The sequence below is a fragment of the Nitrobacter hamburgensis X14 genome (genome assembly GCF_000013885.1).
Taxonomy (GTDB): Bacteria; Pseudomonadota; Alphaproteobacteria; order Rhizobiales; family Xanthobacteraceae; genus Nitrobacter; species Nitrobacter hamburgensis.
Genome location: NC_007964.1, coordinates 2,683,331 through 2,708,346, shown reverse-complemented (window position 1 = coordinate 2,708,346; position 25,016 = coordinate 2,683,331). Strand labels below are relative to the sequence as shown.

General features: G+C 62.8%; 26 protein-coding genes. 14 read left to right on the top strand and 12 right to left on the bottom strand.

Features of this window, described 5'->3' with window-relative positions; translation table 11 throughout:
* The first annotated feature begins 8 nt into the window (after positions 1-8).
* A complete protein-coding gene (locus NHAM_RS12485; RefSeq protein WP_011510907.1) occupies positions 9-899 on the top strand; it encodes a cell envelope integrity EipB family protein in 891 nt (296 codons plus the stop codon).
* Positions 900-938: 39 nt separating this feature from the next.
* On the opposite strand, the gene NHAM_RS12480 is transcribed toward NHAM_RS12485, so the two are convergent.
* Together NHAM_RS12480 and NHAM_RS12475 are read right to left on the bottom strand one after the other, a co-directional pair.
* Positions 939-2,228 carry a DNA polymerase IV gene (locus tag NHAM_RS12480; protein ID WP_011510906.1) on the bottom strand — a complete coding sequence of 430 codons (1,290 nt, stop codon included), beginning with the start codon at positions 2,226-2,228 and terminating at the stop codon, positions 939-941.
* Complete coding sequence (locus NHAM_RS12475) at positions 2,225-2,524, bottom strand: DUF3572 domain-containing protein (RefSeq protein ID WP_011510905.1); 300 nt, start codon at positions 2,522-2,524, stop codon at positions 2,225-2,227. Before NHAM_RS12475 ends, NHAM_RS12480 begins: the two co-directional genes overlap by 4 nt.
* A 231-nt stretch (positions 2,525-2,755) precedes the next feature.
* Here NHAM_RS12475 and NHAM_RS12470 point away from each other — a divergent pair, with 231 nt between their 5' ends.
* Together NHAM_RS12470 and NHAM_RS12465 are read left to right on the top strand one after the other, a co-directional pair.
* Positions 2,756-3,121 (top strand): response regulator, encoded by a 366-nt coding sequence (locus NHAM_RS12470; RefSeq protein ID WP_011510904.1) that lies wholly within the window; start codon positions 2,756-2,758, stop codon positions 3,119-3,121.
* Between the two features lie 10 nt (positions 3,122-3,131).
* Positions 3,132-4,505 (top strand): PleD family two-component system response regulator, encoded by a 1,374-nt coding sequence (locus NHAM_RS12465; protein ID WP_011510903.1) that lies wholly within the window; start codon positions 3,132-3,134, stop codon positions 4,503-4,505.
* A gap of 128 nt (positions 4,506-4,633) precedes the next feature.
* Here the strand turns inward: NHAM_RS12465 and rpmG are convergent, their stop codons facing one another.
* The 5 genes from rpmG to topA form a co-directional block, all read right to left on the bottom strand.
* Complete coding sequence (rpmG, locus tag NHAM_RS12460; RefSeq protein WP_006611239.1) at positions 4,634-4,801, bottom strand: 50S ribosomal protein L33; 168 nt, start codon at positions 4,799-4,801, stop codon at positions 4,634-4,636.
* A 175-nt stretch (positions 4,802-4,976) separates the two neighbouring features.
* Positions 4,977-5,717 (bottom strand): NUDIX hydrolase, encoded by a 741-nt coding sequence (locus tag NHAM_RS12455; RefSeq protein WP_011510902.1) that lies wholly within the window; start codon positions 5,715-5,717, stop codon positions 4,977-4,979.
* A gap of 43 nt (positions 5,718-5,760) precedes the next feature.
* Positions 5,761-6,201, bottom strand: a complete 441-nt coding sequence (locus NHAM_RS12450; protein WP_011510901.1) for a DUF983 domain-containing protein — start codon at positions 6,199-6,201, stop codon at positions 5,761-5,763.
* Positions 6,198-8,570: a ribonuclease R gene (rnr, locus tag NHAM_RS12445; RefSeq protein WP_011510900.1), complete on the bottom strand. Its 2,373-nt coding sequence runs from the start codon at positions 8,568-8,570 to the stop codon at positions 6,198-6,200. The genes NHAM_RS12450 and rnr overlap by 4 nt, the downstream gene beginning before the upstream one ends.
* A complete protein-coding gene (topA, locus tag NHAM_RS12440; RefSeq protein ID WP_041358070.1) occupies positions 8,551-11,286 on the bottom strand; it encodes a type I DNA topoisomerase in 2,736 nt (911 codons plus the stop codon). The genes rnr and topA overlap by 20 nt, the downstream gene beginning before the upstream one ends.
* Before the next feature lie 240 nt (positions 11,287-11,526).
* Between topA and NHAM_RS12435 the strand changes: the two genes are divergently transcribed.
* Positions 11,527-11,757: a hypothetical protein gene (locus tag NHAM_RS12435; protein ID WP_011510898.1), complete on the top strand. Its 231-nt coding sequence runs from the start codon at positions 11,527-11,529 to the stop codon at positions 11,755-11,757.
* Between the two features lie 61 nt (positions 11,758-11,818).
* Here the strand turns inward: NHAM_RS12435 and NHAM_RS12430 are convergent, their stop codons facing one another.
* Entirely contained in the window at positions 11,819-13,105 is a 1,287-nt protein-coding gene (locus NHAM_RS12430; RefSeq protein WP_011510897.1) for a polysaccharide deacetylase family protein, read from the bottom strand.
* Between the two features lie 86 nt (positions 13,106-13,191).
* Positions 13,192-13,989 (bottom strand): polysaccharide deacetylase family protein, encoded by a 798-nt coding sequence (locus NHAM_RS12425; RefSeq protein ID WP_049769423.1) that lies wholly within the window; start codon positions 13,987-13,989, stop codon positions 13,192-13,194.
* 153 nt (positions 13,990-14,142) lie between these two features.
* On the opposite strand from NHAM_RS12425, the gene NHAM_RS12420 reads away from it, so the two are divergent.
* The 3 genes from NHAM_RS12420 (at position 14,143) to NHAM_RS12410 (ending at position 16,324) form a co-directional block, all read left to right on the top strand.
* The gene (locus NHAM_RS12420) at positions 14,143-14,508 is read left to right on the top strand and encodes a helix-turn-helix domain-containing protein (RefSeq protein ID WP_011510895.1); all 366 of its coding nucleotides are present in this window, start codon (positions 14,143-14,145) and stop codon (positions 14,506-14,508) included.
* Between the two features lie 100 nt (positions 14,509-14,608).
* Complete coding sequence (locus NHAM_RS12415) at positions 14,609-15,427, top strand: aldo/keto reductase (protein ID WP_011510894.1); 819 nt, start codon at positions 14,609-14,611, stop codon at positions 15,425-15,427.
* 93 nt (positions 15,428-15,520) lie between these two features.
* Complete coding sequence (locus NHAM_RS12410) at positions 15,521-16,324, top strand: YdcF family protein (RefSeq protein ID WP_011510893.1); 804 nt, start codon at positions 15,521-15,523, stop codon at positions 16,322-16,324.
* An 8-nt stretch (positions 16,325-16,332) separates the two neighbouring features.
* On the opposite strand, the gene NHAM_RS12405 is transcribed toward NHAM_RS12410, so the two are convergent.
* Positions 16,333-16,602 carry a DUF3253 domain-containing protein gene (locus NHAM_RS12405; protein WP_011510892.1) on the bottom strand — a complete coding sequence of 90 codons (270 nt, stop codon included), beginning with the start codon at positions 16,600-16,602 and terminating at the stop codon, positions 16,333-16,335.
* Positions 16,603-16,751: 149 nt separating this feature from the next.
* Between NHAM_RS12405 and NHAM_RS12400 the strand changes: the two genes are divergently transcribed.
* The 5 genes from NHAM_RS12400 (at position 16,752) to NHAM_RS12380 (ending at position 20,454) form a co-directional block, all read left to right on the top strand.
* On the top strand, positions 16,752-17,567 hold the full coding sequence (locus tag NHAM_RS12400) for a hypothetical protein (RefSeq protein WP_245269878.1): 816 nt from the start codon (positions 16,752-16,754) through the stop codon (positions 17,565-17,567).
* Positions 17,568-17,638: 71 nt separating this feature from the next.
* Complete coding sequence (locus tag NHAM_RS12395; protein ID WP_011510890.1) at positions 17,639-18,295, top strand: glutathione S-transferase family protein; 657 nt, start codon at positions 17,639-17,641, stop codon at positions 18,293-18,295.
* 264 nt (positions 18,296-18,559) lie between these two features.
* Entirely contained in the window at positions 18,560-18,763 is a 204-nt protein-coding gene (locus NHAM_RS12390) for a hypothetical protein (RefSeq protein ID WP_086008320.1), read from the top strand.
* Between the two features lie 290 nt (positions 18,764-19,053).
* A complete protein-coding gene (locus NHAM_RS12385) occupies positions 19,054-19,995 on the top strand; it encodes a hypothetical protein (protein ID WP_011510888.1) in 942 nt (313 codons plus the stop codon).
* 21 nt (positions 19,996-20,016) lie between these two features.
* Positions 20,017-20,454 (top strand): DUF1489 family protein, encoded by a 438-nt coding sequence (locus tag NHAM_RS12380; protein ID WP_041358979.1) that lies wholly within the window; start codon positions 20,017-20,019, stop codon positions 20,452-20,454.
* 297 nt (positions 20,455-20,751) lie between these two features.
* Here NHAM_RS12380 and NHAM_RS12375 read toward each other — a convergent pair whose 3' ends face one another.
* Both NHAM_RS12375 and panC read right to left on the bottom strand, forming a co-directional pair.
* Positions 20,752-22,095, bottom strand: coding sequence for an IS1380-like element ISNha3 family transposase (locus NHAM_RS12375; protein WP_011510130.1), 1,344 nt, complete (start codon positions 22,093-22,095; stop codon positions 20,752-20,754).
* Between the two features lie 122 nt (positions 22,096-22,217).
* Complete coding sequence (panC, locus tag NHAM_RS12370) at positions 22,218-23,069, bottom strand: pantoate--beta-alanine ligase (RefSeq protein ID WP_011510886.1); 852 nt, start codon at positions 23,067-23,069, stop codon at positions 22,218-22,220.
* A gap of 313 nt (positions 23,070-23,382) precedes the next feature.
* On the opposite strand from panC, the gene NHAM_RS12365 reads away from it, so the two are divergent.
* Both NHAM_RS12365 and NHAM_RS12360 read left to right on the top strand, forming a co-directional pair.
* Entirely contained in the window at positions 23,383-24,159 is a 777-nt protein-coding gene (locus NHAM_RS12365; RefSeq protein WP_041358068.1) for a hypothetical protein, read from the top strand.
* Between the two features lie 94 nt (positions 24,160-24,253).
* Positions 24,254-24,973 carry a DnaJ domain-containing protein gene (locus NHAM_RS12360; protein ID WP_041358066.1) on the top strand — a complete coding sequence of 240 codons (720 nt, stop codon included), beginning with the start codon at positions 24,254-24,256 and terminating at the stop codon, positions 24,971-24,973.
* Positions 24,974-25,016: the final 43 nt, after the last annotated feature.

Below are 25,016 nucleotides of genomic sequence, written 5' to 3'. Positions count from 1 at the left end.
GAGACGATATGCGCGACCATTTCCATTTTTCAGCCTTGCGATTTTGGCCCGGGTTTCTGACGCTGGCCGTAGCAGCGGCGGGCCTGCCGCCACCCGGTAGCGCCGCGCACGCCGCGGCCGTTGTTCCGTTTCTCTCCCATCAGGCGCTGTACGATCTGAGCCTCCTGAAATCGCGCGGCAGCACGTCGCTCGACAGTACCCGCGGGCGAATCCTTTACAAGTTTTCCGGAAATGCCTGCGAGGGTTACACGTCGGACTTCAGGCAAGTCTCGGAAATGAATAGCGGGGAAGGCAAGACCACGCTGAGCGATCTGCAATCCACGAGCTGGGAGGATGCGGAGGGCAGGAGCTACCGTTTCAAGATCGCCACCCGCATGGACGACAGCGATCAGAGCGAGGTTGACGGCATCGCCGAGCGGACCGGTGACAAGATCACGGTGAAGCTCAAACAACCGGTCGCCAAGACGTTCACGCTCGACGGCAAGGTGGTGTTTCCGACCGAACAGATCCAGCGCATCATCGCGGCGGCGAAAGCAGGCAAATCGCTGCTCCAGTTGACCGTTTATGACGGCTCCGACAACGGAGAGAAAGTCTACAACACGCTTTCGGTTATCGGCAAACCTATTCCCGGCGATACGCCGGGGGCGTCTCCGGATCCATCGACCACCAACGGTCAGATGAAGACGCTGACGCGATGGCCCGTCACCGTCAGCTACTACGATCGTGACGCCCCGGCCAACAGTGGCGAGCAGACCCCGGTCTACGCCATGTCGTTCGAACTGTTCGAGGATGGTGTGTCGCGGGCGCTGGTGCTCGACTACAACGACTTCGTGATTTCCGGGACGCTGGGAAAATTCGACGTCAGCGACGTCAAGAACGCCAAGCCCTGCAAACGATGACGCCCCTATAAGGTAATCCTACGAACGGCTTGGCCGTTTTTACTGACGTTGTTTCTCGGGCCCGTCATAGGCTATGCCCCTGATGACCGCCGCGCTCCCGAACTTCTTGCGCAGATCGTCCATCGCTCGCTCGGCATGAGCCGAGCGGCGGTCCAGCATATCGGTGTCGTCAGCCTGCGACCCTGGCCGCAAGGCACTGACGCCTGTTCCCATCAGCCGGAAGGCGGTGCCGTCGATTTCCTTCGCCAGCATTTCGCGGGAGGTTGCGAAAATCTTCGACGCGAGCTGGGTCGGAACGGAGATTGATTGCGAACGGGTCCGTTGCCGGAAATCGGCGGTCTTCAGTTTCAGCGTGATCGTCGATCCCGCCAGTCCGCCTGTCTTCAGCCGCGACGATACCTTCTCCGATAGCCGCCAGAGGATGCGTTCGAGCGTGGCGAAGTCGCGGACGTCGGACTCGAACGTCGTCTCGCTGGAGATGGTCCTGGCGCCACGGTCCGCGATCACCCGCCGGTCGTCGATGCCGCGCGCCAGCCGCCACAATCGGCGGCCCTCGGCCGCAAATTGTTTCATCAATTCGATTTCGTCGGCGCGCTGCAAATCGCCGATGGTCCGAAAGCCGTGCTGCGACAGTCGCTCCTGGGTGGCCGGGCCGACGCCGAAAATGAAGCCGACCGGCTTGTCCGCGAGCATGATGCGCGCCTCGTCCGGATCGAGCGCCGCGAATCCGCGCGGCTTGTCGAGGTCCGAGGCAATCTTCGCGAGGAACTTGTTGCAGGACAGCCCGACCGACACCGTGATGCCGATGGTGCGCTCGACGTCGGCCGCGAACTTTGCCAGCACTTTGGCCGGAATCATGCCATGGACACGCTGGGTGCCGCCGAGGTCAAGGAAGGCCTCGTCGATCGACAGCGGTTCCACCAGCGGCGTCAGCGCCTGCATGGCGTGACGCACCTCGCGGCCGACCCGGACATATTTCGTCATGTCCGGCGCAATGACCGCGGCGGAGGGGCAGAGCGCGAGCGCCTTGAACATCGGCATGGCCGAATGCACGCCGTAGGTCCGGGCGATATAGCAGGCGGCCGATACCACGCCACGTCTGCCGCCGCCGATGATGACGGGTTTGTCCGCAAGCGCAGGATTGTCGCGTTTCTCGACGGTGGCGTAGAATGCGTCGCAATCGATATGAGCGAGGGTCAGCGTGGGCAGTGTGCGGTGGCGCACGAGCCGGGGAGAGCCGCATGTGCTGCAACGAACCGCCGCAAAGTCGGGATCGCCGAAACAATCCCGGCAAATGCACAATGGATCGCCTGGCGGCCCCTCAGTCACGGAACCTCGCGTTCCCAATGGGGATCGCCGAGCGCCTCCCGCGCGGCGGCGATCGTGGTGGGATGGTGTCCCGAGGATTCTGAGAAAGCTTTCACGGTTGCGTCGTCGCGCAGCACGAAGTCGAGCACGCCGGCAAGGAAGTGAGGATCGGAGGCGGAGGCGCGCAGGGTCTCCGGACCAATTCCGGTTTCGGCCAGAAACCGGCCCAGCCGTTCGCCGTCGCCCGCGACAAAGGAAAGTGCCTGAATGGCCACGATCTCAGCTACTTCGCGCGGGTTATGCACACGCTTTGTCATTGTGGCTGTTTGCCTTTCCGTAACCTATCGCTTCTAGTCTGGAACCATCATGCCCGAGTCCCTGAAACGTGTTCAAGCAAGTGCTAATCCGCTCGCATAAAGATCGTACTGTGCCTTAACGGCTTTGGAGCGAGTTCTGGTGCAAATCTAAATCCAGTTTGCGGATAAGTTTTGTGATGCTTGTGTATGTTTCGCTCACCAAGGTGAGCGCAGCGTCGACTGGAGGCCAGGGTGGCCAAGACGGTCCTGATCGTAGAAGACAACGAGCTCAACATGAAGCTCTTCCGCGATCTGTTGGAGGCTCATGGATATCAGACGTCGGGGACCAGCAACGGCTTCGAGGCGCTCGATCTGGTCCGCAAGCTTCGCCCCGATCTCGTTCTCATGGATATTCAGTTGCCGCAGGTGTCCGGCCTCGATGTCACGCGCTGGATCAAGGACGACCCCGAGCTGCGCGCGATTCCCGTGGTCGCGGTGACGGCATTCGCGATGAAGGGCGACGAAGAGCGTATCCGCGAGGGCGGTTGCGAGGCTTATCTGTCGAAGCCGATTTCCGTCGGCAAGTTCATCGAGACCGTCCGTCGGTTCGTGGGTTGAGGAGACAGCGGTGTCTGCGCGTGTTCTGGTCGTCGATGATATCCCCGCCAACGTCAAGCTGCTGGAAGCACGATTGTCGGCGGAGTATTTCGACGTCATGACCGCGTCCAACGGCGCGCAGGCGCTGGAGATCTGCGCGCGTGCCAAGTGCGACATCGTCCTGCTCGATATCATGATGCCGGACATGGACGGTTTTGAGGTCTGCCGCCGGCTGAAGGCCAACCCGGCAACCCATTTCATCCCCGTGGTGATGGTGACGGCGCTGGACAGTCCGTCCGACCGCGTGCGCGGGCTCGAGGCCGGCGCCGACGACTTCCTGACCAAACCGGTCTCGGACGTGGTGCTGATCGCGCGGGTCCGCTCGCTGACGCGTCTGAAGATGATGACCGACGAGCTGCGCCTGCGCGCCGTCACCTCGCTCGAAATCGGCGTGCAGGCGCCGGAGCGCGATGCGGTTGCCGACACCGGGAAGGGTGGGCGCATCCTGCTGGTCGACGATCGTGCCTCGTCGTATGAGCGGCTGGCGTCGGTGCTGAGCGCCGAACACACCGTCGATGTCGAAACCGATCCGTCCGAGGCGCTGTTTCATGCCGCCGAAAACAGTTACGATCTTCTCATTGTGTCACTCGGACTGGAGAATTTCGACGGCCTGCGCTTGTGCAGCCAGGCGCGCTCGCTGGAGCGTACACGGCACGTTCCGATCCTTGCCATCGCCGATGCCAACAGCAATACGCGATTGCTGCGTGGTCTCGAAATCGGCGTCAACGATTATCTGCTGCGACCGGTCGACAAGAACGAGTTGCTTGCCCGTTCCCGCACGCAAATCCGCCGCCGCCGTTACACCGACCACCTGCGCGACAACGTGCAGAACTCGATCGAAATGGCTGTCACCGACGGGCTGACCGGGTTGCACAACCGCCGCTACATGGAAAGTCATCTCGTTACGCTGGCCGAGCAGGCCTCGCTGCGCGGCAAGCCGCTGGCCCTGATGATGCTCGATATCGACTTCTTCAAGTCGATCAATGACGGCTATGGCCACGATGCCGGCGACGATGTGCTGCGCGAATTCGCCGTGCGAATCCGCAAATCCATCCGCGGCATCGATCTCGCCTGCCGCTACGGCGGGGAGGAGTTCGTGATCGTGATGCCGGAGACCAATTTGCACGTCGCCGGCATGGTGGCCGAACGGCTGCGCCGCTCGATCGCAGGCGAACCGTTCGCGGTTCACAAGGGTGCGAAGCGGATCGATGTGACCATCTCGATCGGACTGTCGATCCTGGAGCGGAAGGGGGAACCGGTCGCCGACGTTCTCAAGCGTGCGGATATCGCGCTCTACCGCGCCAAGCACGACGGCCGAAACCGAGTCGTGGCGCAGGCGGCATGATCCTTGGTCAAAATAAAAGCGAGATCCGAAGATCCCGCGCTAAGCTATTGAGTAGTCGCATTTCCTTGCGGTGATCCGGTTTCCACTTCACCGGGAAACGCTCTAATTCACCGTCGATCGCAGCGATCTTACTTGATCTTCGCTTCGCGGAATTCGACGTGCTTGCGCGCCACCGGGTCGTATTTTTTCTTGACCATCTTGTCGGTCATGGTGCGCGAATTCTTCTTGGCGACGTAATAGAAGCCGGTGTCGGCGCTGGAAACCAGCTTGACCTTGATGGTGACCGCCTTGGCCATGTGCAAACCCTCTGATGTCGGGAATCGGAAAGCTGGCCCAGCATCAGGCCCGCGTTGGCCGGCAAACTAGCTGCGAAATGCCCGAAGTCAAGGATTTCGAGGCTGTTGAAAGCTTGAAATCGACCCATTTCCCGCAAAGAGCCGGCTTCCGGGCCACGCATTCCCGCAATGACGCTTAAGCTACGCCCGGAAAAACATCCCTGTGCATCTTGCCGCCGTAGAAACGGAAGAACGGCAGGTCGGCATCGTGACGCAGCGGACCGGCGGCGAGACGTTTTTCGAGTTCGCCGAGCACGCTCCTGGTGATGGGATGAAGGTCGGCGAGAGGCTTTGCGTCCATCTCGATCCAGGCCAGTTCGACCAGTTCGGCGTCGGGGTGGATCACGCCATCGACGCGGTGGGCGATCGCGGATGCATCCGCGCTGAAGAAGCGGGTGTCGAACCGCCGCACATAGCCGGGCGGGGTGATGGCGCGTGCGATCAAGTGAAGGCTAGAGGGGTCTGGCAGCAATCCGGCATCGCTGAACGGTTGCCAGGCCCCGGTCAGCTTTGCGACGGCGCCCTCGGGCTTGCGTCCGAGGCAAAGTCCGGTTTCCTCGCAGGCCTCGCGGATCGCGGCGAGCGCAAGCGAGCGGGCGCGGGACGAATGGGTCTTCGGGCTGCCCTTGAGCAGGTTGGCCTCGAGTTCTTTCGGGATCGGCGCAGCGACAGGCACTTTATTGTCGGTCGTTTCGACGCTGCCGCCGGGAAAGACGAACTTACCCGGCATGAAGACCACCTTGTCATGGCGCTTGCCGAGCAGCACCCTTGGCGTGGCCGCGCTGCGGTCGATCAGGATCAGCGCGGCGGCATCCTTCGGTCGGCGATAAGGGTGACGGCTGGCCTGTTGCGGGGCGTGATGCGCCGTCTCGCTCATCGCGCTAACCGCGCAACTCGGATCACCGGGCCGAGGAGCCGGATCAGATTTGATCTTCGACAAAATTCTCGTCGAAACCGTGCATACGAAGGGCCCATTGGAGGCCGACCACCCCGCCCTTGATCGGCTGAATCAGCCATAGCGCCAATACCAGCGTCGTCGGCAGATAAATTGCCCACTGAACGACGAGCGGTGGCGAAAACCCTTTCTCGATCAGCAGCGCCAGCGGTATCACGATGTGGCCGACGACGACGATAACGAGATAGGCGGGCAGGTCGTCGGCGCGGTGCGGGGAAAAATCGAGCCCGCATTCCGAACAGTTGTCGGCGGTCTTCAGAAAGGCGCGAAAGAGCTTGCCTTTGCCGCATTTCGGGCAGCGGCCGAAAAAGCCTCTCTTCATCGCGGCCCAGAGGTGGCGCTTCTCGCCTTCCGGGGTCCAGATTGTGGCGGCTGTGCTCGCGGTGTTGGGAGGAGGCGCCGTCATGATTTGCCCTTCTTCGGTTTGCCGGCCTTGCTCTTGCCCGGCTTGCGCGATGCCTTGCGCGGTTTGCGGCCCGGATGGGCCTTTGAATGGACGCCGGGATGCCGCGTGTCCTGCGGACCGCGCTGCCCCTTCGTGTTCCGGCCGCCGCGCGCGCGGTGATCGCGTGGCCCGGCATGTCCCCCAGATAGGAGTTCGAAACGCAGGGCGCCAGCCAAGGGTAAAGCTTCTACCAGACGAACCTCGACCACGTCACCAAGCTTGTGCATGGAACCGCTGCGCGAGCCGACCAGCGCGTGGCGGGCCTCGTCGTAGTTGAAATATTCCGTGCCCAGGGACCGGATCGGGATCAACCCGTCTGCGCCGGTATCGGTCAGTTTTACGAACAGGCCCGCGCGGGTCACCCCCGAAATCCGGCCCTCGAAGATATTGCCGATGCGGTCGGCGAGGAAATGCGCGATCAGGCGGTCGGCGGTCTCGCGTTCCGCCTTCATGGCGCGGCGTTCGGTGACGGAAATCTGCGCGGCGATTTCAGCCAGCGTCTCGGGGGTCTCGGCGTCCGGCAGCGCGCCGTCGCCAAGGCCGAGCGCCCGGATCAGGGCGCGGTGCACGATCAGGTCCGCGTACCGCCTGATCGGAGAGGTGAAATGCGCGTAGCGCCGCAGGTTGAGGCCGAAGTGGCCGTAGTTCTCCGCAGAATATTCAGCCTGCGCCTGCGACCGCAGCACCACCTCGTTCACCAGCGACTCGGAGTCGTAGCCCTTGACCTGATCGAGGACGCGATTGAACAACTCGGGCCTCAGCGCGCCGCTCTTGGCGAAGGACATGTCGAGCGTTTTCAGGAACTCCCGAAGGTTGTGGACTTTCTCCACCGTCGGCTCGTCATGGACCCGATAGATCAGCGGCAGGCCCTTCTTCTCCAGCATCTCCGCGGCGGCGACGTTGGCGAGGATCATGAACTCCTCGATCAGGCGGTGAGCGTCGAGACGCTCCGGCACGACGACGCGGTCAACCGTGCCGTCCGTCTTCAGGAGAATCTTGCGCTCGGGCAGCTCGAGATCGAGCGGATCGCGCTCGTCGCGCGCACGCTTCACCAGCGTATAGGCCGCATAAAGCGGTTTCAGGATCGGTTCGAGCAGGGGGCCGGTGGCATCATCGGGGTTGCCGTCGATCGCGGCCTGCGCCTGCGCGTAGTTCAGCTTCGCCGCCGAGCGCATCAGGATGCGATGAAACGTATGCGAACGCTTGCGGCCGTCGGGACCGATCACCATGCGCACGGCCAGGGCGCCGCGCGCTTCGCCGGGCACCAGCGAGCAGAGATCGTTGGAGATGCGCTCCGGCAGCATCGGGACCACACGATCGGGGAAATAGACCGAGTTGCCGCGCGTCAGCGCATCATGATCGAGTGACGATCCAGGCCGCACGTAATAGGCGACGTCGGCGATGGCGACGGTGACAATGGCGCCGTCCTTGTTGTTTGGATCGTCGTCTGGCGCGGCGTGAACCGCGTCGTCGTGATCCTTGGCATCGGGCGGGTCGATGGTCACGAGCGGCAACGCGCGCCAGTCTTCGCGGTGCCGCAGGGTCGCGGGCTTCGCAGCCTCGGCCTCACGCAAGGCAGCCGGCGCAAACGCCTGCGGAATGTCATGGGCGTGGATCGCGATCAGGCTGACGGCCTTTTCGGTCGAGAGCGAGCCGAGCCGCTCCTTCACCTTGCCCGACGCAAGACCGAAACTGCGGGTACGCACAAGTTCGACGCTGACGAGATCACCGTCCTCCGCGCCGGCGTTGTCGGCTTTCGCGATGTTCAACTCGCGGCCGGCCTGTTTCTTGTCGACCGGCACCAGGCGGCCGCCGCCCTGAGGCAAGGCGCGATAAATGCCGAGGATACGCGCGCGGGTGTGATCGATCACCTTGATGACGCGAGCACGGAAGCGTGCGGATTCGTCGGGCTCCATCGCTTCGATGCGCAGCAGCGCGCGGTCGCCGACGCCGGCCGCGGTGCCGGGCTTGATGCGGCGCGGCACATGGATGCGGATTTTTGGAGGGGGGCCTGCTTCCTCGTCCCATTCGGTGGGCGTCGCGAGAAGTTCGCCGTCGCTATCGCGTCCGGTGATATCGGCCATCAGCGTCGGCGGCAGCGTTTCCGCCTGCTGCAGCTTGCGGCCTCGTTTGACGATCGTGCCGTCGTCCGCGAGATCGCGCAGGATTTGCTTGAGTGCGATGCGATCCGCATTCTTCAGGCCGAACTCGCGGGCGATCTCGCGTGTTCCGGCTTGGCCCGGATGGGCGCGAATGAAGGCGACGATGGTCTCGCGGTCTGGAAAACGCTTGTCGCGCAGTTTGCTCACGTCAGCCGTTCTTGCCAGCACTCTTCTTTGCGGGCGCTTTTTCAGCCTTGGCCGGCGGTTTGACTGCCGCGATCGAGCCGCGCGCCTTGCTCACCGCGGCGGACTTCGGCTTGACGGAGGCCTGTTTTGCAGCCGCCTTTTTGGCCGGCTTTGCTGCCACGGCGCCGGCCTTGCCGGTCCTTTCAGTCCCGGCGGACTTGGCCTTCTTTGCCGCGCGCTTCGGCTTGCCGCCGCCCTTGGCGGCGCGTTCGTCGATCAGCGCGATGGCCTCGGGCAGGGTGATGGTGTCCTGGGTCTTGTCGCTCGGGATGGTCGCGTTGACGCCGCCTGCCGTGACATAGGCGCCATAACGTCCGCTCTTCACCGCGACGGAACCGAGTGTCGGATGCTCGCCGAGCGGCTTGCCGGGATCGGCGCCAAAGCGCCGGCTCGGCCCCTTTGCGATTTTCTCTGCAATCAGCGTCACCGCGCGGTTGAGGCCGATGTCGAACACCTCGTCGCCGGCTTCAAGACTCGCATAGGTTTTTTCATGCCGTACGAACGGACCGAAGCGGCCTATGCCGGCGGTGATCGGCTCGCCGGTCTCCGGATGCTTACCGATCTCACGCGGCAGCGAAAGGAGCTTCACGGCGAGGTCCAGCTCCATGTCAGCGGGCGACGTGTTCTTCGGAATGCCCGCGCGTTTCGGCTTTTCGCCCTCGCCATAATCGCTGGGCTCGCCGAGCTGGATGTAGGGTCCGAAGCGGCCGGACTTCACCGTTACATCGAGACCGCTCTCCGGATCTTTGCCGAGAATGCGGTCGCCGCCGGCCTCGCCATCGGCGGCGAGGGGACGGGTGTAGCGGCATTCCGGGTAGTTGGAGCAGCCGACGAACGCGCCGAACTTTCCGGCCTTGAGGTTCAGTTTTCCGGTCCCGCAGGTGGGGCACTGGCGGGGGTCGCCGCCATCCTCGCGCGGCGCATAGATGTGCGGCCCGAGCATGTTGTCGAGCACGTCGAGCACTTCGGAAACGCGGACGTCCTTGATCTCATTGACGACGCCGATGAAGTCGTTCCAGAAATCCTTCAGGACCTGCTGCCACGACACCTCGTTATTCGAGATGCGATCGAGCTGCTCCTCGAGGTTGGCGGTGAAGTCGTATTCGACGTAGCGCGCAAAGAAATTCTCCAGGAACGCGACGACGACGCGGCCCTTGTCTTCGCCATAGAGCCGTTTCTTCTCGAGTTTGACGTAGCCGCGATCCTTGAGCACCTGCAGGATCGAGGCATAGGTCGAGGGTCGGCCGATGCCGAGCTCCTCCATGCGCTTGACCAGCGAGGCTTCCGAGAAGCGCGGTGGCGGTTCGGTGAAATGCTGGGTGACGCTGAGGTTCTCGCGCCTCAACGCTTCGCCGTCGCTCATGGCGGGAAGACGACGGCTGTCCTCGTCTTCCTCGTCGTCGCGGCCTTCCTGATATAGCGCCAGGAAGCCGTCGAACTTGATGACCTGGCCGCTGGCGCGCAGTTCCAGCACGCGCGATCCGGCCCTGGCCGCGATGTCGACGGTGGTGCGTTCCAGTTCCGCCGATTCCATCTGGCTGGCGATGGTCCGGATCCAGATCAGCTCATAGAGTCTCGCCTGATCGGCATCGAGACGCCGCTTCATGTCCGCGGGACGGCGCGACAGGTCGGTCGGGCGGATCGCCTCATGGGCTTCCTGCGCGTTCTTGGCCTTGGTCTGATACTGGCGCGGTGCGTCCGGCACGTAGGCGTTGCCATAATCCTCGCCGATCACCTTGCGCGCTTGCGTGATCGCCGAGCCGTCGATCTGCACGCCGTCGGTTCGCATGTAAGTGATGAGGCCGGTGGTCTCGCCGCCGATGTCGATGCCTTCATAGAGTCGTTGCGCGATCCGCATCGTATGCGCGGGTGCGAAGCCGAGCTTGCGGCTCGCCTCCTGCTGCAGCGTCGAAGTGGTGAATGGCGCCTGCGGATTGCGGCGCGCCGGTTTCGCCTCGACGGTCGAGACGATGAAATTGGCGGCCTCGATCGCCTTCCTGAAATCCTCGGCCTCGGCGCCGCTGCCGATATCGAGCCGCTGAATTTTCTTGCCGTCGGCGCCGACCAGGCGAGCTTCGAAGGTGTCGCCGCGCGGCGTCGCCAGGGTCGCGATCAGCGACCAGTATTCGCGCGGGACGAATTTCTCGATCTCGATCTCGCGGCTGCAGACCAGCCGCAAGGCGACCGACTGCACGCGCCCGGCCGAGCGGGCGCCGGGCAGCTTGCGCCACAACACCGGGGAGAGGGTGAAGCCGACCAGATAGTCGAGCGCACGGCGCGCCATGTAGGCGTCGACCAGCGCGCCGTCAATCTGGCGAGGATTCTTCATCGCGTCGGTGACGGCCTGCTTGGTGATGGCGTTGAAGACGACGCGCTCGATCTTCTGGTCCTTCAGCGCGCGCTTCTGCTTCAGCACCTCGAGCACATGCCAGGAGATCGCCTCGCCCTCGCGATCGGGGTCGGTGGCGAGGATGAGCTTGTCGGCGCCCTTGAGCGATTTGGCGATGTCGTTGAGTCGGCCGACGGCTTTGGGATCGACCTCCCAGATCATCTGGAAATTGGCATCCGGATCGACCGATCCGTTTTTAGCGGGGAGGTCGCGGACGTGGCCGAACGAAGCCAGCACCTCGTAGGAAGCGCCTAGATACTTGTTGATCGTCTTGGCCTTTGCAGGCGACTCAACAATGACGATATTCATGTTATTCCAATAGCTTAATGGGAAAACTCGAGGCCGGTTCCGCGAGAGATGCGCGGACGGTTTCGGGGCGAACATGGGTGCAGCACGCCCTTAAGTCAAATAGACTTGTGTGAAAACCTTCGATCTCGCTTCTCTTAAATGTTGTGTTTATAACATAATTCTACCTATAGATGTATAATCATAAAGGGTAATGGAAGCGAGCAGGTTCCACCCTGACTGTGATGAGAAGGAGTCTCCGGGATGAGGGGACGACCAGACCGGAAAGAGGATTCCCGCGACAACAGGGCCTGCGGGGGCGAATCCGCCAGTGACGGCGGTCCGGACGAGGCCGCGCGCTATCTGGCGGCGGCGGTCGCCGATCTTGGGCTGATTGCCCGGCGCCACGGTCTTGAAACTCTCGGCTATCTGCTCGACATGGCGCAGATGGAAGCCGAGGACATTGTTCTCGGGGCGGCGCGCGACCGGAGCTGAGGGGCTTCGAGCAGAACCTCGGTATATAAGTAAGCCACCGCTTGTTCTTGCGGGATACGCGCTAGTGAAATCCGGGTTGAGTCACCGGCGCGCTTCCCGGAATCGTGCGCTTCGCGGCGCTCGCATCGATCGAAATCAGATGTGCAATTTCATCGACGCCATCACTTGGCTCGGCGGTTTGCGTGACGTGGCGCGGCAGCGGAACGACGGCGTTGAGCGGAACAGCGGATTTTTCCTGGATCGCGAACACATTTTGCGCGGGCACGGGAAACGTGTCTGTGGCGGCGCCAGCAACCACCGCCGATTGGCGCGGCCATAGCGGCTCCTCCGGCAGCGGCACGGCGCCGCGCACGAAACGCCGCGAGCGGTCGAAAGCCTCGGGCAAAAGCACCAGCTGGCCATCGTGCAGATCGGAATCCGAGATCGCCGGAGCGGGGAGCGTGCCGATGTTTGCAAAACTGAAGCTCGGCACCTTGGGCCAATGCGAGATCGCGACCGTTTCCGGGGTCGGATGCAGCCGCCAGTCCTGCGGCTCGGTCGGTGTCTTCGGCAGATTGGGCGTGGCCGGCACCACGTGAACGATGCGGTAGCCGCGTTCCTTCAGCGTGCGGAGAATCCGGGGCAGTGCCGCCACCGTCCGCGCCTGGATGTCGTGCAACAGCAAAATGCCTTTACCCTTGGCTTCGATCCGGCTGATCGCGAGTTGATAGACGCGATCGGCCGAAATGTGCCGCCAGTCGTCCGCCGGAAAGTCTGCGCTCCAGACCTGAATGCCTTTCGACGCCAGATAATCCTCGACGCCCTTCGCCCGCAGCAGGCCGGGAATGCGCATGAAAGGCGCCACAGCCGCAGGATCGCCCAATGCCGCCGCTGCAGAAGCGATGCCGTCATCGATTTCCTGTCGCACTCGTTCGATCGGCATCCGGTTCATGCTGAGCGGATGGTTCTGCGAATGGGTGCCGATGGAATGACCCGCCGCCAGCACCCGGCGGAGGTCTTGCGGATAGTCGTGCGCCATCCGGCCGATCGTAAAGAAGGTCGCCTTCACGCATTCCCGAGCGAGGATATCGAGAACCTGGAGGCTATGCGGCGGCAGTGGGCCGTCGTCGAAGGTCAGCACCACCTCATGATCCCGCAGCGGCAACGTTTCCGGGTATTGCATGGTGCCGATGCGGGGATGTTCGCGCGGGTCCACGACCAGCGTCCGGGAGGTTCCGAGGGCATCGGGGTTGCCGGGACAGTTGCCGGCCCGGGCAGGAAATGTGGTGAATTCCAAGGTGGCGGCGAGCAGGCCGAGGCAAAGAATCCACTGTGGCCTCAGCCAGGCTCCGTTGAATGTCTTTGCCATTCGAAAAATACCTTCGCACCGTCCATTTTGGCCCGAAACTACCGGCCGGGCGATGAATGCAGCCTTAACCCATCGGCAATGGAGCGCTAGTGGGTTTTCGGGGTGTCGTCTGCGTTCCCATGCATGTCCGCGCCTTTCGGCTTCGGGACGACATGCACCACGCGATAGCCGTTGACGCGCAGATATTTCAGGAAATCGGGCAGCATGGCAGCGGTTTGCGCGCGGGGGTCGTGAAACAGGATGATGCCCTTCCGCGCAGCCTTCAACCGGCCGGTGATCAGTTTCAATTCATCCTGCGGGGTCATCGGCAACCAGTCGCTGGCCCAGAAATCGGCGCCGAACACAACGATTCCCCTGGCTTGCAGCATTTCGAGCAGTTCGGGCGTCGATTCGAAGTATGGAAAGCGGAAAAACGGCGTGCTGGGGACGTTCGTCGCCTTGCCGTGGAGGGCGGCTTCGTCGGCGGCGATGCCGCGGTCGATGTTGTCCCTGGCGGTTTCAAAAGTCATCGCATTGAGGTGCGGATGCGACCATGTGTGATGCCCCAGCGTATGGCCGCCCATTGTCACTTTCTTGACGAGGCCCGGCAACGCCTGCGAACTCCTGCCGACCTGGAAAAAGGTCGCGAGGACGCATTCGCGAGCGAGCGCAGCCAGAATCCGCGGCGTTGTTGCCGCAGGCCCGTCGTCGAAGGTGAGGACCACTTCCTTGTCGTCGAGCGGGAGCGTTTGAGGAAAGCTCTTGAGGCCGACACGGGGATATTTGGCGGCATCGACCTCGAGGATACGCGACGTGCCGAGCGTTCCCTGGCGCGGGCAGTCGCTGGCCCATGCCGAGGTGGTCCATGCAACAAAAACGAGAAGCGTAAGCCTCAATATGACCATGGCGCTGTTCCGGACCGGCAGTACCTCATCGTCTACACGGGTGCCGCGGCGTTTGGTATGGCCTATTCTATTGGCGATCGCCACGGCGATTGTCCTACTGTTCACCGCGTCTTAACGCACATCGCGGACCATCCACTTGAATCAGAGGTGGTCATGCAGCGCTTGCGTTTGAAAGCGGACGGACGGATCGTGGAAATCCGCGATGGGCAAGAGTTTCCGCTTGCGCCGCCCATGCCCGTCGCGAATCCCGCTTCGGATCATGTTGCAGGGTTTGCGCCGACCACAGTATCACCAGCTAGTCTACCTCCGGCTACAGTGCCTGAGGTCAGAGACCTGCGTCAGCGGGCGCGTCTGACCCAGATCGAGTTCGCGGCGCGACTGGGCGTTCCCGTTGAAACCATCCGCAACTGGGAGCAGGGCAAGCGGGCGCCGCGAGGACCCGCGCGCGCGCTTCTTGCGGTCATTGCGCACGCGCCCGAAACCGTGTTCGCTGCCCTCGACAGACATATCGCCGGCTGAACGCGTTCGGTGGTGTCGGGATTGCTGGCGCGTTGTCGCAAACGGCATAATATCCGCACAAAGGCTCAGTTTACTCTCGGCGCGATAGCCGGAGGTTGCGATGCAGTTCATTGAGGCCAATGGCGCGCGCATTCCGGCTATCGGACTGGGCACATGGGAGCTTCGCGGCCGGGCCTGCGCTCGCCTCGTCGAGCAGGCGATCAGGTTCGGCTACCGCCATATCGACACCGCGCAGATGTATGAGAACGAACGCGAAGTCGGCGAAGGCCTGCGTGCGTCCGGCATCGGTCGGGACGATGTTTTCGTCACGACCAAGGTCTGGACCACGCATTTCGCGCCCAACGATCTCGAGCGGTCCGTCAAGGAAAGCCTCAAGCAACTGCGCCTTGCGCAGATCGATCTGGTGTTGCTGCACTGGCCCAATCCGCGAGTTCCGCTGGCTGAGACGTTGAGCGCGCTTGCAAACGTCAGGCGGCTCGGCATGGCGCGTCATATCGGCGTGTCGAATTTCACCGTCGCCTTGATCGAGCAGGCGGTCGCGCTCTGTCCGGAGCCTCTGGTTTGCGATCAGGTCGAGTATCATCCGTATCTCGATCAGGCCAAGGTTCTGGAAGCGTGCCGGCGCCACGATATGGCTTTGGTCGCCTATAGCCCCGTCGCCAAGGGTCGCATCAAGAACGATGAAGCGCTGGCCCGGATCGGGGTCGCTCACGGCAAGACTGCGGCACAGGTTTGCCTGCGCTGGCTGATTCAGCAAAACGTGCCGGCTATACCGCGGACATCGCGAATAGAACGGCTGTCGGAGAACATCGAGATTTTCGACTTCACGTTGACCGATGACGAGATGGCGCGGATATCGGCAATGGGCAACGCTAACGGACGCCTGACCGATTTCGGATTCGCCCCGAAATGGGATTAGCTCGCAGGGCGCGCGCGATGCCTTGTGCTCTGTCATTGATCTTGGTCTGGAGATCACGCATGCAAGGCGCGCCTCTGCTTGCCGGCTGATTGCATGTTCTTCCTGCTCTCCAAAATAGTCGGATTTATCGCACTGCCGTCGAACGCGACCGCGCTCGTCTGCGGTCTGGGCCTGTGTCTGCTGATCATGAAACGGCGGCGCGCCGGCACGGGTTTGCTGGCGACGGGAGTGATGGCGCTGCTGATTTTCGGCTATTCACCGCTCGGCAACGTGTTGCTCCTGACATTGTCGGAGCGCTTTCCTGCATGGCATTTCGACGGCCGCGAGCCGGACGGGATCATCATCCTCGGCGGAGCCATCGAGCCCGAACTCTCGGCGGCGCGGAAGGCCGTGGAAGTCAACGGGGCCGCGGAGCGGATCATCGGCGGACTCGAATTAGCGCGGCGCTTCCCCAGGGCACGGGTCGTCTACAGCGGCGGAAGCGCAAATCTGATCGCGGATCCGGTTTCCGAAGCGCCGATCGCCGGGCGGCTGCTGGAGACTTTCGGAATATCACCCGAGCGCATCGTGCTCGAAAGCGAGTCGCGGACCACCGATGAAAATGCGCGTTTCACCCGCAAGCTGGTTTCGCCAAAGCCAGGTGAACGCTGGCTGCTGGTGACGTCGGCCTATCACATGCCGCGATCGATCGGCGTGTTTCGCAAGGCGGGCCTGGATGTCGAAGCCTATCCGGTCGATTGGCGCACGCGGGGCTGGATCGATGCGTGGACGCCGTTCGACAGGCTGAGCGCGGGCCTTGCTCGTGCCGATACCGCCGTCCACGAATGGTGCGGCCTGCTGGCCTACCGGCTGACGGGACGGAGCGATGCGTTGTTTCCGGGGCCGCGGCAGCGATAAAGAACCGTTCAGTCCAGCCGCGGCAGGCCCAGTCGGTACACGCCGCGGAAGTCCAGGGGATCGGCTGGTTTGCCTTTGCGATAGATCACGAGGCGCCCGGATTGAGCCAGTGCCACGGCCGCGCGCCGGATCGGCATCAGCAGGCGATGCCAGTCGGATTCAGCGGCAATCGCCTGTGCGAGTTCGGGAGCGCTCAGCGTCTTGGTGATGTCGCGCGTCAGAACCTTGAGAATATTGTCTTCGAGGGAGAGCGCCGGCTGCGAATCTTGTGTGGTCATGGGCTGATGCCATGACGCAATGACAGTTGCCCGGCAAGAGCAATGGTCCAATACCGTGCGTCGATTCAAAATAGCTGCATACGGAACCGAGGCCGGCCGTTATGATGGCGGCACGGGTGGCGCGGTTAACGGAAGAGATGGAATCGCAGGTGCTCATACGGTCGGCCGCGGCATCGTTTGCCGGTCACATGGCTTTGGCGGCCGGCCTGTTCTTTGCCGAGGCGCATCCATTCGACTATGTCTCGCCCGAGCCGATTGCGGTCGATATCGTATCGTCGAAGGAGATTCCTTCCCCCGCGAAGGAGGCTCTCCCGGAACCGCCGCAAACATCCTCGACCGACACGTTCGATAGTCCGGACGACAAGCCGCAGGCAGATACGGCGGATACGAAAGCGGCCACAGCCAAAGCGCAATCTACGCCGGCCCAGGCTTCGCCTGCATCCTCGGAGACTTCTCTGCCGGCACCGTCATCGAGCGCTCCCATGCCGCCCGCCTCGAAACAAGCGGCGCTCCAGCCTGCGCCGCAGCCGCGTCCTGCACCCCCGCCATCGTACAATGCGCCGGAGCCCGATATCAGCGTCAGGTATGGCGTTCTGCTCGGTCTGCCGGTGAGTGGCGTTGGCGACGGCAGTGGTGCTGCGGAAGCCACCAAGGCGGATATTCCGGCGATGGATACCGCGCAGTTCCGGCGTCATCTCAAAACCTGTTCGAAGATGCCCGCATCCGTCTCGCCCGGCGACAACATTCGCATCGTGCTGCGCGTGCCGTTCACCACCGATGGCAAAATCGCCGCGCCGCCTGCCTTGATCGAAGCCAGTGCGTCGGCGAAGGGGCCGGCCTTGATGAAGGGCGCGATCGCGGCGTTGGTGGCGTGCCAACCCTACGCGATGCTGCCGCCGGACAAATACGACGAGTGGAAGGTCCTCGATCTCAGTTTCACGCCGCGCGATTTCGTGGGCGGATAATTCGAAACAGTTGGTGCTTGTGGCATGTTTGCCGTCGCGCGCCAGTTTGCGGGCACAGGAGTGAAATCGAAATGACGCTGACGCTCGTGATCGGGAACAAGAATTATTCGTCGTGGTCGATGCGGCCCTGGCTGGCGCTCAAGGCCAGCGGCATTGCATTCGAGGAGAGATTTATTCCGCTCTACACCGGCGCCGCCGACAAACAGCGCATCCTCGATGTAACCCCCGCCGGCAAGGTCCCCGCGCTGATCGATGGTGACGTGACGGTCTGGGATTCGCTGGCGATCATCGAATACCTCGCCGAACGGTTTCCGGAGGCGGGTCTGTGGCCGGCGGACCCGGCCAGCCGCGCATACGCACGGTCGGTCTCGGCGGAAATGCATTCGGGCTTTGCAGCACTGCGAAACGAGTGTGGGATGAACCTGCATCGGCCGGTCGGTGCGAAGACGCTTTCCGACAATGCGCGCGCCGACATCGCCCGTATCCAGGAGATTTGGACGGATTGCCACCAGCAGTTCGCGAAGGCCGGGCCGTTCCTGTTCGGAGCCTTCAGTGCAGCCGATGCCATGTATGGGCCGGTGGTCCATCGCTTCCGGACCTATGCGATCGTCGTGACGCCGCCGGTGCGGGCGTACATGGATGCGATGATGTCGCTGCCGGCATTTCAGCAGTGGACCGAGCAGGGGCTCACGGAAACCTTCGTGATCGAGAAACTAGAGGCCGATTGAACGCCGCGTCCGGATGCTACGGGGCAGGCAACACCGCCGGCCGGTCGTCGGTTTCGGCGCTCGATAAAGGTCACAACCACCACTCGCGGAGTTCCGTACGCAGCAACCGCAAACGCATTTACATGACTGGAAAACCTGCAAAATCGGCAATTCCGCCATGTCGTTTATGACTGGCCAAAAGCCTTGGTCGCGTGCTATACCCGCCTAAAATCATAGCCGGCGGCGCCGTGGGGGACTGCGGACATACCGGCATGCCATTGTGTGATGGAGAAGGCGTTGAAGCATAAATATCTCGTTGGAGAAACGGTCTATTTCACCGCGAGCAACGTGGCACGGCCGGCTGCGAGCGGCACTTACGAGGTGATCCGGCTGCTTCCCACCGACGGCGACGACTGTCAGTACCGGATCAAGAATTCGGCCGAGGCTTTCGAGCGCGTCGCTAAGGAAAGTCAGCTCGCCGCCGGCTAGCGCGTTTTCGAGCGAATCGGGCTTGACCCGAGGATGGGCCGATTCGCGTGAAGAAAACGAGGCAAATCAAAATCATAGAGCCCCGGCTTCTGATTCCGTCAGAAGCGTAAAGGTTCTAGGAGAAGATTCGGCACGATCGAGCTAATGCTTGCCCTGAAACCCTCCGAGACGGACCGGTCCAGACTGATTTTGCCGCATTCCCAGTTCATTGAATAGCTGGGGAATCTGCATTTGCATTCGCCGATTGCGTTTTATGCTGGTCCCACCGTTCGGCATGAGGGACAACGCGCATGAACTGGGCGTGGGTGACATCACACGATCAACTCTGGCATTCGCCGACATTTCCGATGTGGCTGACGCTGCTGGTAGCGATATTCTTCGCGATCATTGTGCTCCTGACGCTGGTTCGCGCTGAAAAGTCGGCCGCGAACGGCGTCTTGACCATTATCGCGCTGCTCGCGATCGGAGTTGCGGGGGCCGTCACCATTCGCGGATTCGGCCCGGATGGCGGCGAGGCGTTCGGGTCGAAACATCTGTCCGCCCCGGTCAACGTCGCAATGCCTGCGTTGTCCTGCGTCGACGGCCTTGCCGGCGACGTGGTCGAGGTCGCCTGCGAGAAGGCATTGTTCGGCAAACCGGATGCGGCGGCGGCCGCCGTCTCCTACGTCGCTTCGGAAATCAGCCGATTGAGGTCGTTCGGCGATGTCGCCGCCGCCAACGGCGTCATATCGCCGGAGTTGCAGGCGCTGCGGCGGGCGATCGAGCGCGATCGTTATGGCCTGGTCGCCCATGTGCTGGTCGCCCGCGATCACTGCCAGCCATCGGACTGTGCCGCCTTCCAATCGCTGACCGACCATAGCCAGGTCGCGGCGAACATGGAGGAGCGGGTCTACGAGAAGCTGGTGATGCGCTACGCGCCATCCTGGAGCGAGCCTGCGGCAACGGCTGACGCCGCGATGCCCGGCACGCCGACGTCGGCGCTCGTGTCGGAGCCGACGGGCCATCCGACAACGATGGACTTTCCGACGGCCGCATCCATCCCGCCGGTTAACATCATGACGCCCGAGCCGCCGACAGGCGCGGCGTCACCGCCACCGCCGACTTCGGCGGCCGCGCAGACGGTTCCTAAGCCGCGTCCGGCTGCGGCCAGGAAGCCGCATGCACCCAAGCCGCACCCGGCAGAGCCCGTCCGCCTCACGCCGGCACCGTCGTCAGCGGGAGCACAGAACTAAACGATGAGAGCTGCCGCTGATATCCACCTCAATCTCGTCAAACTCGCCGTCGGCTGCGAATCCTTGAAGGAATTCAGGAACTGGATCGCCGAGCGCATGAAGCAGGCAAAACGGAACGGGCTGCCGCGCCACCATATCCACATCACCCGGATGACGCCGAAGCGCGACGAGGAATTGCTCGCGGGTGGCTCGCTCTATTGGGTCATCAAGGGTGAAATCGCCGCCCGGGAGAAACTGATCGGCATCGAGCCGTTCCGCGACGGCGACGGCATCGGTCGATGCCGTCTGGTCATGCAACCGAAGGTGATTGCTGTCAGGCCGCGTCCGATGCGTCCGTTTCAGGGGTGGCGCTATCTGTCTGCCGCCGATGCGCCGCCCGACCTCGGCAGCAATGCGGCGAGCGTTGCCGCGATGCCCGAGCCGATGCGGCGCGAGTTGCGCGATCTGGGGTTGCTGTAAAGGTAACAAACGGGGCGGTGCTTGCCGCCAGAGTCTGTTTCAAATGCGTCGAATCAGACTCTGGCCTTATCTTCTTGACTGAGCAGGATATCATCCGAAAACCGGTTCCCACTTTTCGGGATCATGCTCTAACCCGTCCTATTCGTGAGAGTGCGGTTTTTTGGTTCGATTGATGTGACTGCACATCTCCTCGGACGAGGCGCATAGGATTGCCTTCGGCTTTTCACCGCCTGACGACCGGTACTTTGCAACGCGTTTGAGGGATGGGTTGGGCGAAGGGGGCGCACGCCCCGGCGGTCAAGGACCGTGTGGCAGCAGCGAGCCCGGCAAGCTGCGGAAGAGGTCGGCTTCGGGACATGCCGCGGCGAACGCGAGGCGAATGCGGCTCGCGGTCTCGACGACCCTGGCTGCGATTTTCAAGAGACGAAGACGCAGCGTCGCGAACTCGGCAGTGGCCAATTCGCGGGCTTTGGGAATGGCGTCGCGCACGGTCAGCATCAGCCAATAAGCGGCGGTATGGAGCACGAGACGGACCTGGTTGGCGAGCGCCGAACGGCAACTGGTGCGATCGGAGGCGAGCTGCGTCTTATGCAGCTTGATCAGGTTCTCGGCCTGGCCGCGCGCGCAATACAGGCTGTCGTAGATCCACTCGGCCGAGCCGGCATCGAGGCTGGTGACGACGAAGCGGATGTCGAGGCCGAGCATCGTCGCCTCAATACGGGCGACGGTGCGCCGTTCGCGATCCCAGGACTTGGCCTTGTGGCGCGTCTCGGTATAGCCGCGCAGAACAGCCAGGTTCTCGATGGCGCGTCGGGTGCGGATGTCGTCAGCGACCTCGTCGACTTTTCTGGCGAGCGGCTTGGTGCCGGACAGGCCGAAGATGTAGTCGATGCCGTTGTTCTCGCACCACGTCATCGCCTCCGGCCGGGCATAGTGCCCGTCGCCACGGACCGTAATTCGCGTGTTGTGCCATCGCGTGCGGATGTGCCGTACCAGGCGGCGCAGATGGGCGCGCACCTCGACGCCGCCCGGCGTCTTGCCCGGCCGCAGCACGACCGCCACGGGCCGGCTCTTCTCCGTGTCGTAGACGTGGATCGGCAAGAAGCAGCGTTCGTCATAATGAGCGTTGAACAGCGAGAGCTGCTGATGACCGTGGACGACATCGCAGGTATCATCGATGTCGAGCGTGACGGATGCCGGCTCGCGCGGGTAGCTATCCATCCATGCGTCGACCAAAGTGTAGGTCAGCCGGATCACGTCGCGCAGGCGCGGAGCATTCTCCAGGCGCGACAGCGTCGGTTGGGAACACAGATCGCGACCGCTGTCCGGCAGCCGTCCGCAGGCCAGCTTGAATGCCGGATCGGACCGCAGATGATCGAGGTCGTCGGCGTCCTCGTAGCCGCAGCAGATCGCGAACATGCGAGCGCGAAACATATCGACAAGGCTGTGCACGACCCGCGTCGGGTCGCGCCGGTCCGGGAACACCCGGGCCAACTTGTCGGCCAAACCGAGACGTCGCTCGGCCGTCGCCAGAAGCATCACGCCCCCGTTCGATGTCAAGCGACCGCCATCGAAGGCAGCTGTGACTTTCTTGGCGTGAACGGCTGGAAACGAGAATGGCAGAATCGTATCATCGGTCATGGCGGGCGTGGCGTTCGCGATTGAAGGTCATGGGGTTGGCTTCGCAACCGAATCCTACGCCGCATCAGCGCTTTACACCACGCTCGCCAGCCTCTCAGGCGCACTCTCACGAATAAGACGGGCTAAACACCGATATTGTCGATCAGTCGGGTCGTTCCGATTTTTGCCGCCACCAGAAGCCGGACTGGTCCGTCCTTGATCGAGCGGACCGGAGCCAGCGTTTCAGCGTGACGCGCCTCGAAGTAATCCAGCGCGAAGCCCGCGTCTACGATCGTGCCTGCACCGTCGGCCATGACGGTTTCGAGATCGTCGCCGTTGCGCAGCCGTTTGGCGGCATCCTTCATGACGCGATGGAGTGTCGGTGCAACGGCGCGCTGCTCCGCTGACAGGTAGGCGTTGCGCGACGACATCGCGAGCCCGTCGCGTTCGCGCACGATCGGAACCCCGATGATCTTGACGCCGAGATCGAGATCGGTGGCCATTCGTGTCACCACCTTGAACTGCTGATAGTCCTTCTGGCCGAACAGGGCGACATCCGGCCGGCACTGCGCGAACAACTTACCGACGACGGTCGCGACGCCGCCGAAAAAATGCGGCCGGAAACGATCTTCAAGACCTGCCATTGCTGGTCCTTCAGTCAATATCCGGGTCGCGAAGTCCGGCGGATACATCGTGCCGACGTCCGGATTCCAGACCAGATCGACGCGCGCTTCCGCGAGTTTGGCCATATCGGCCTTCCAGGTCCGGGGATACGATCCGAAATCTTCGTGCGGCGCGAACTGGGTCGGGTTGACGAAAATCGAGACGACAACCTTTGACGCGCGCCGCTTTGCCTGACGCACCAGCGCCAGATGCCCGTCGTGAAGCGCACCCATGGTCGGCACCAAAGCGACGGTTGCCCGGCGCGCCCGCAAACCCTCCAGGGCGCGGCGCAGCGAGGGAAGGGTGCGTGCAATAGCGGGGGCGCGTGGCATTGCTGCTCGGTGGAATGGGTTTTGGGACGGGTCGCTTTCGAGCCGCAGCGGAAAGCCGACCTTATCAAGCTCGATCCGGCATCGCCAACCCGCCGCGGTCTGGTTTTCCGGGCGACCATGTTGTCGCAATTCCTGACTTTCGAGCTTGTTTTTACCTTATATGCCATGTCCGCATGACATAAAGCTCGATAAGGACCGGAGGGTTCCCGCAAGCTGAACTGGTCGGCCCTAGTTGGGGACCTGCAGGAAGAAGCCGATATTGAATCATCCGTGGTTTGCGCCACATTATGTCTTTGATCCCTTGCGAGTTCCGATGTCCCGCGATCCGGCGCCGCCGAAATTTCCCGCTAACCCGTCCGCCTTTCGGAGCACACCGTCCGGCGGAGACGCTCCGTTGCCTGACATAAAGCCGTCGGCCTCGGCCGATATCGCGGCGTTCGTCGCCAGGGCGCGGGCGATGTCGCCCTGCGCCACGGGCAGTCGAGGCAAGCTGGTGTTCGCACTCGACGCCACCATGAGCCGGCAGCCGACATGGGACATGGCCTGCTCACTCCAGGCCGACATGTTTCGCGAAGCCGCCGGCATCGGCAGCCTTGACATCCGCCTCGTCTACTATCGCGGACTCGACGAATGCCGTTCCAGCGGCTGGATATCCGACAGCGCAAAGCTGGCAAGGTTGATGGGTGCCATCGATTGCCGTGGCGGCAACACTCAAATAGGTAAAGTTCTTTCACACGCGCGCAGCGAAGCGGTGGCGTCGGGTATCAAGGCCGTCGTGTTCGTCGGCGACGCGATGGAGGAATCTGTCGACAGTCTCTGCGCGACAGCCGGCGAGTTGGGCTTGCTGAAGGTGCCCGTGTTCATGTTCCAGGAAGGACATGATGCGATTGCCGAGCCGGGGTTTCGAGAAATCGCGCGGCTGACCGGCGGCGCCTGGTGCCGGTTCGACCCCGGCGCTGCGGCTCAGTTGCGTGAATTGCTTCGCGCCGCCGCGGCCTATGCTGCGGGCGGCCGGGAAGCCCTGCAACGGCTGTCGACGACCGCCGCCGGTGCGACCCGGCTTTTGGGACAAATGAAATTAGCGCCATAATGCACCTGCGCGAACATGGGTTCGCTCCGTGTGTCGCCGTGACCGCTTTCAACAATCGCTTTCGCCGGTTGCGCCGACATACTATCTATCCGCCATGCCGATCCTGATTGCAGGCCTTCTCGCCTTCGTTTTTCTGTATTTGCTGGTTCAGCTGCTGCGGGCTGCAAACCCAGCCGTGCTGGCGCGAGCCATCAGGCTCGCCGGCGGCATCGTAGCGCTCGCGGTGGCTGCCTTTACCGGCATCAAGGGAGAACTGGTGGTTGCGCTGCCGCTCGGGATTTTCGGCGCCGGACTTTTGGGCTGGTCGCCGTCCAGCGCATCGTTCTTAGGCAGACTCTTCGGCGCGCGGACACAGCCCTCTGTGGGAAAGACGTCCCAGGTGCGTTCGCAGTTTCTCGACATGGTCCTGGATCACGACAGCGGCCGTCTCGGCGGATGGATTGTTGCCGGACCCGACGCGGGTCGCTCGCTTGACGATTTCGACCTGCCGCAGCTTGTCGCAATGATGACGAGCTTCGATGCCGAGAGCTGCGCGTTACTTGAAAGCTATCTGGACCGCAGGTTTCCCGCCTGGCGTCAGAACGCGCAAGGCGATCCGGCAGGGGGGCGAAGCCGCGCGTCGTCGGGCGGCAAAATGACGAACGAGGAGGCCTATCAGATCCTTGGCTTGCAGCCGGGGGCGGGTGGCGACGAGATCCGGCGCGCGCATCGAGGGCTCATGAAGAAACTGCATCCCGACCAGGGGGGGACGACGTACCTGGCGGCCCGTGTAAACGAGGCCAAGGACACTTTGCTTCGCACTCATCGCAGCTAACTCCAACGCCACCAAACGCTACACTGCGAGTCGCTTCTGCCTG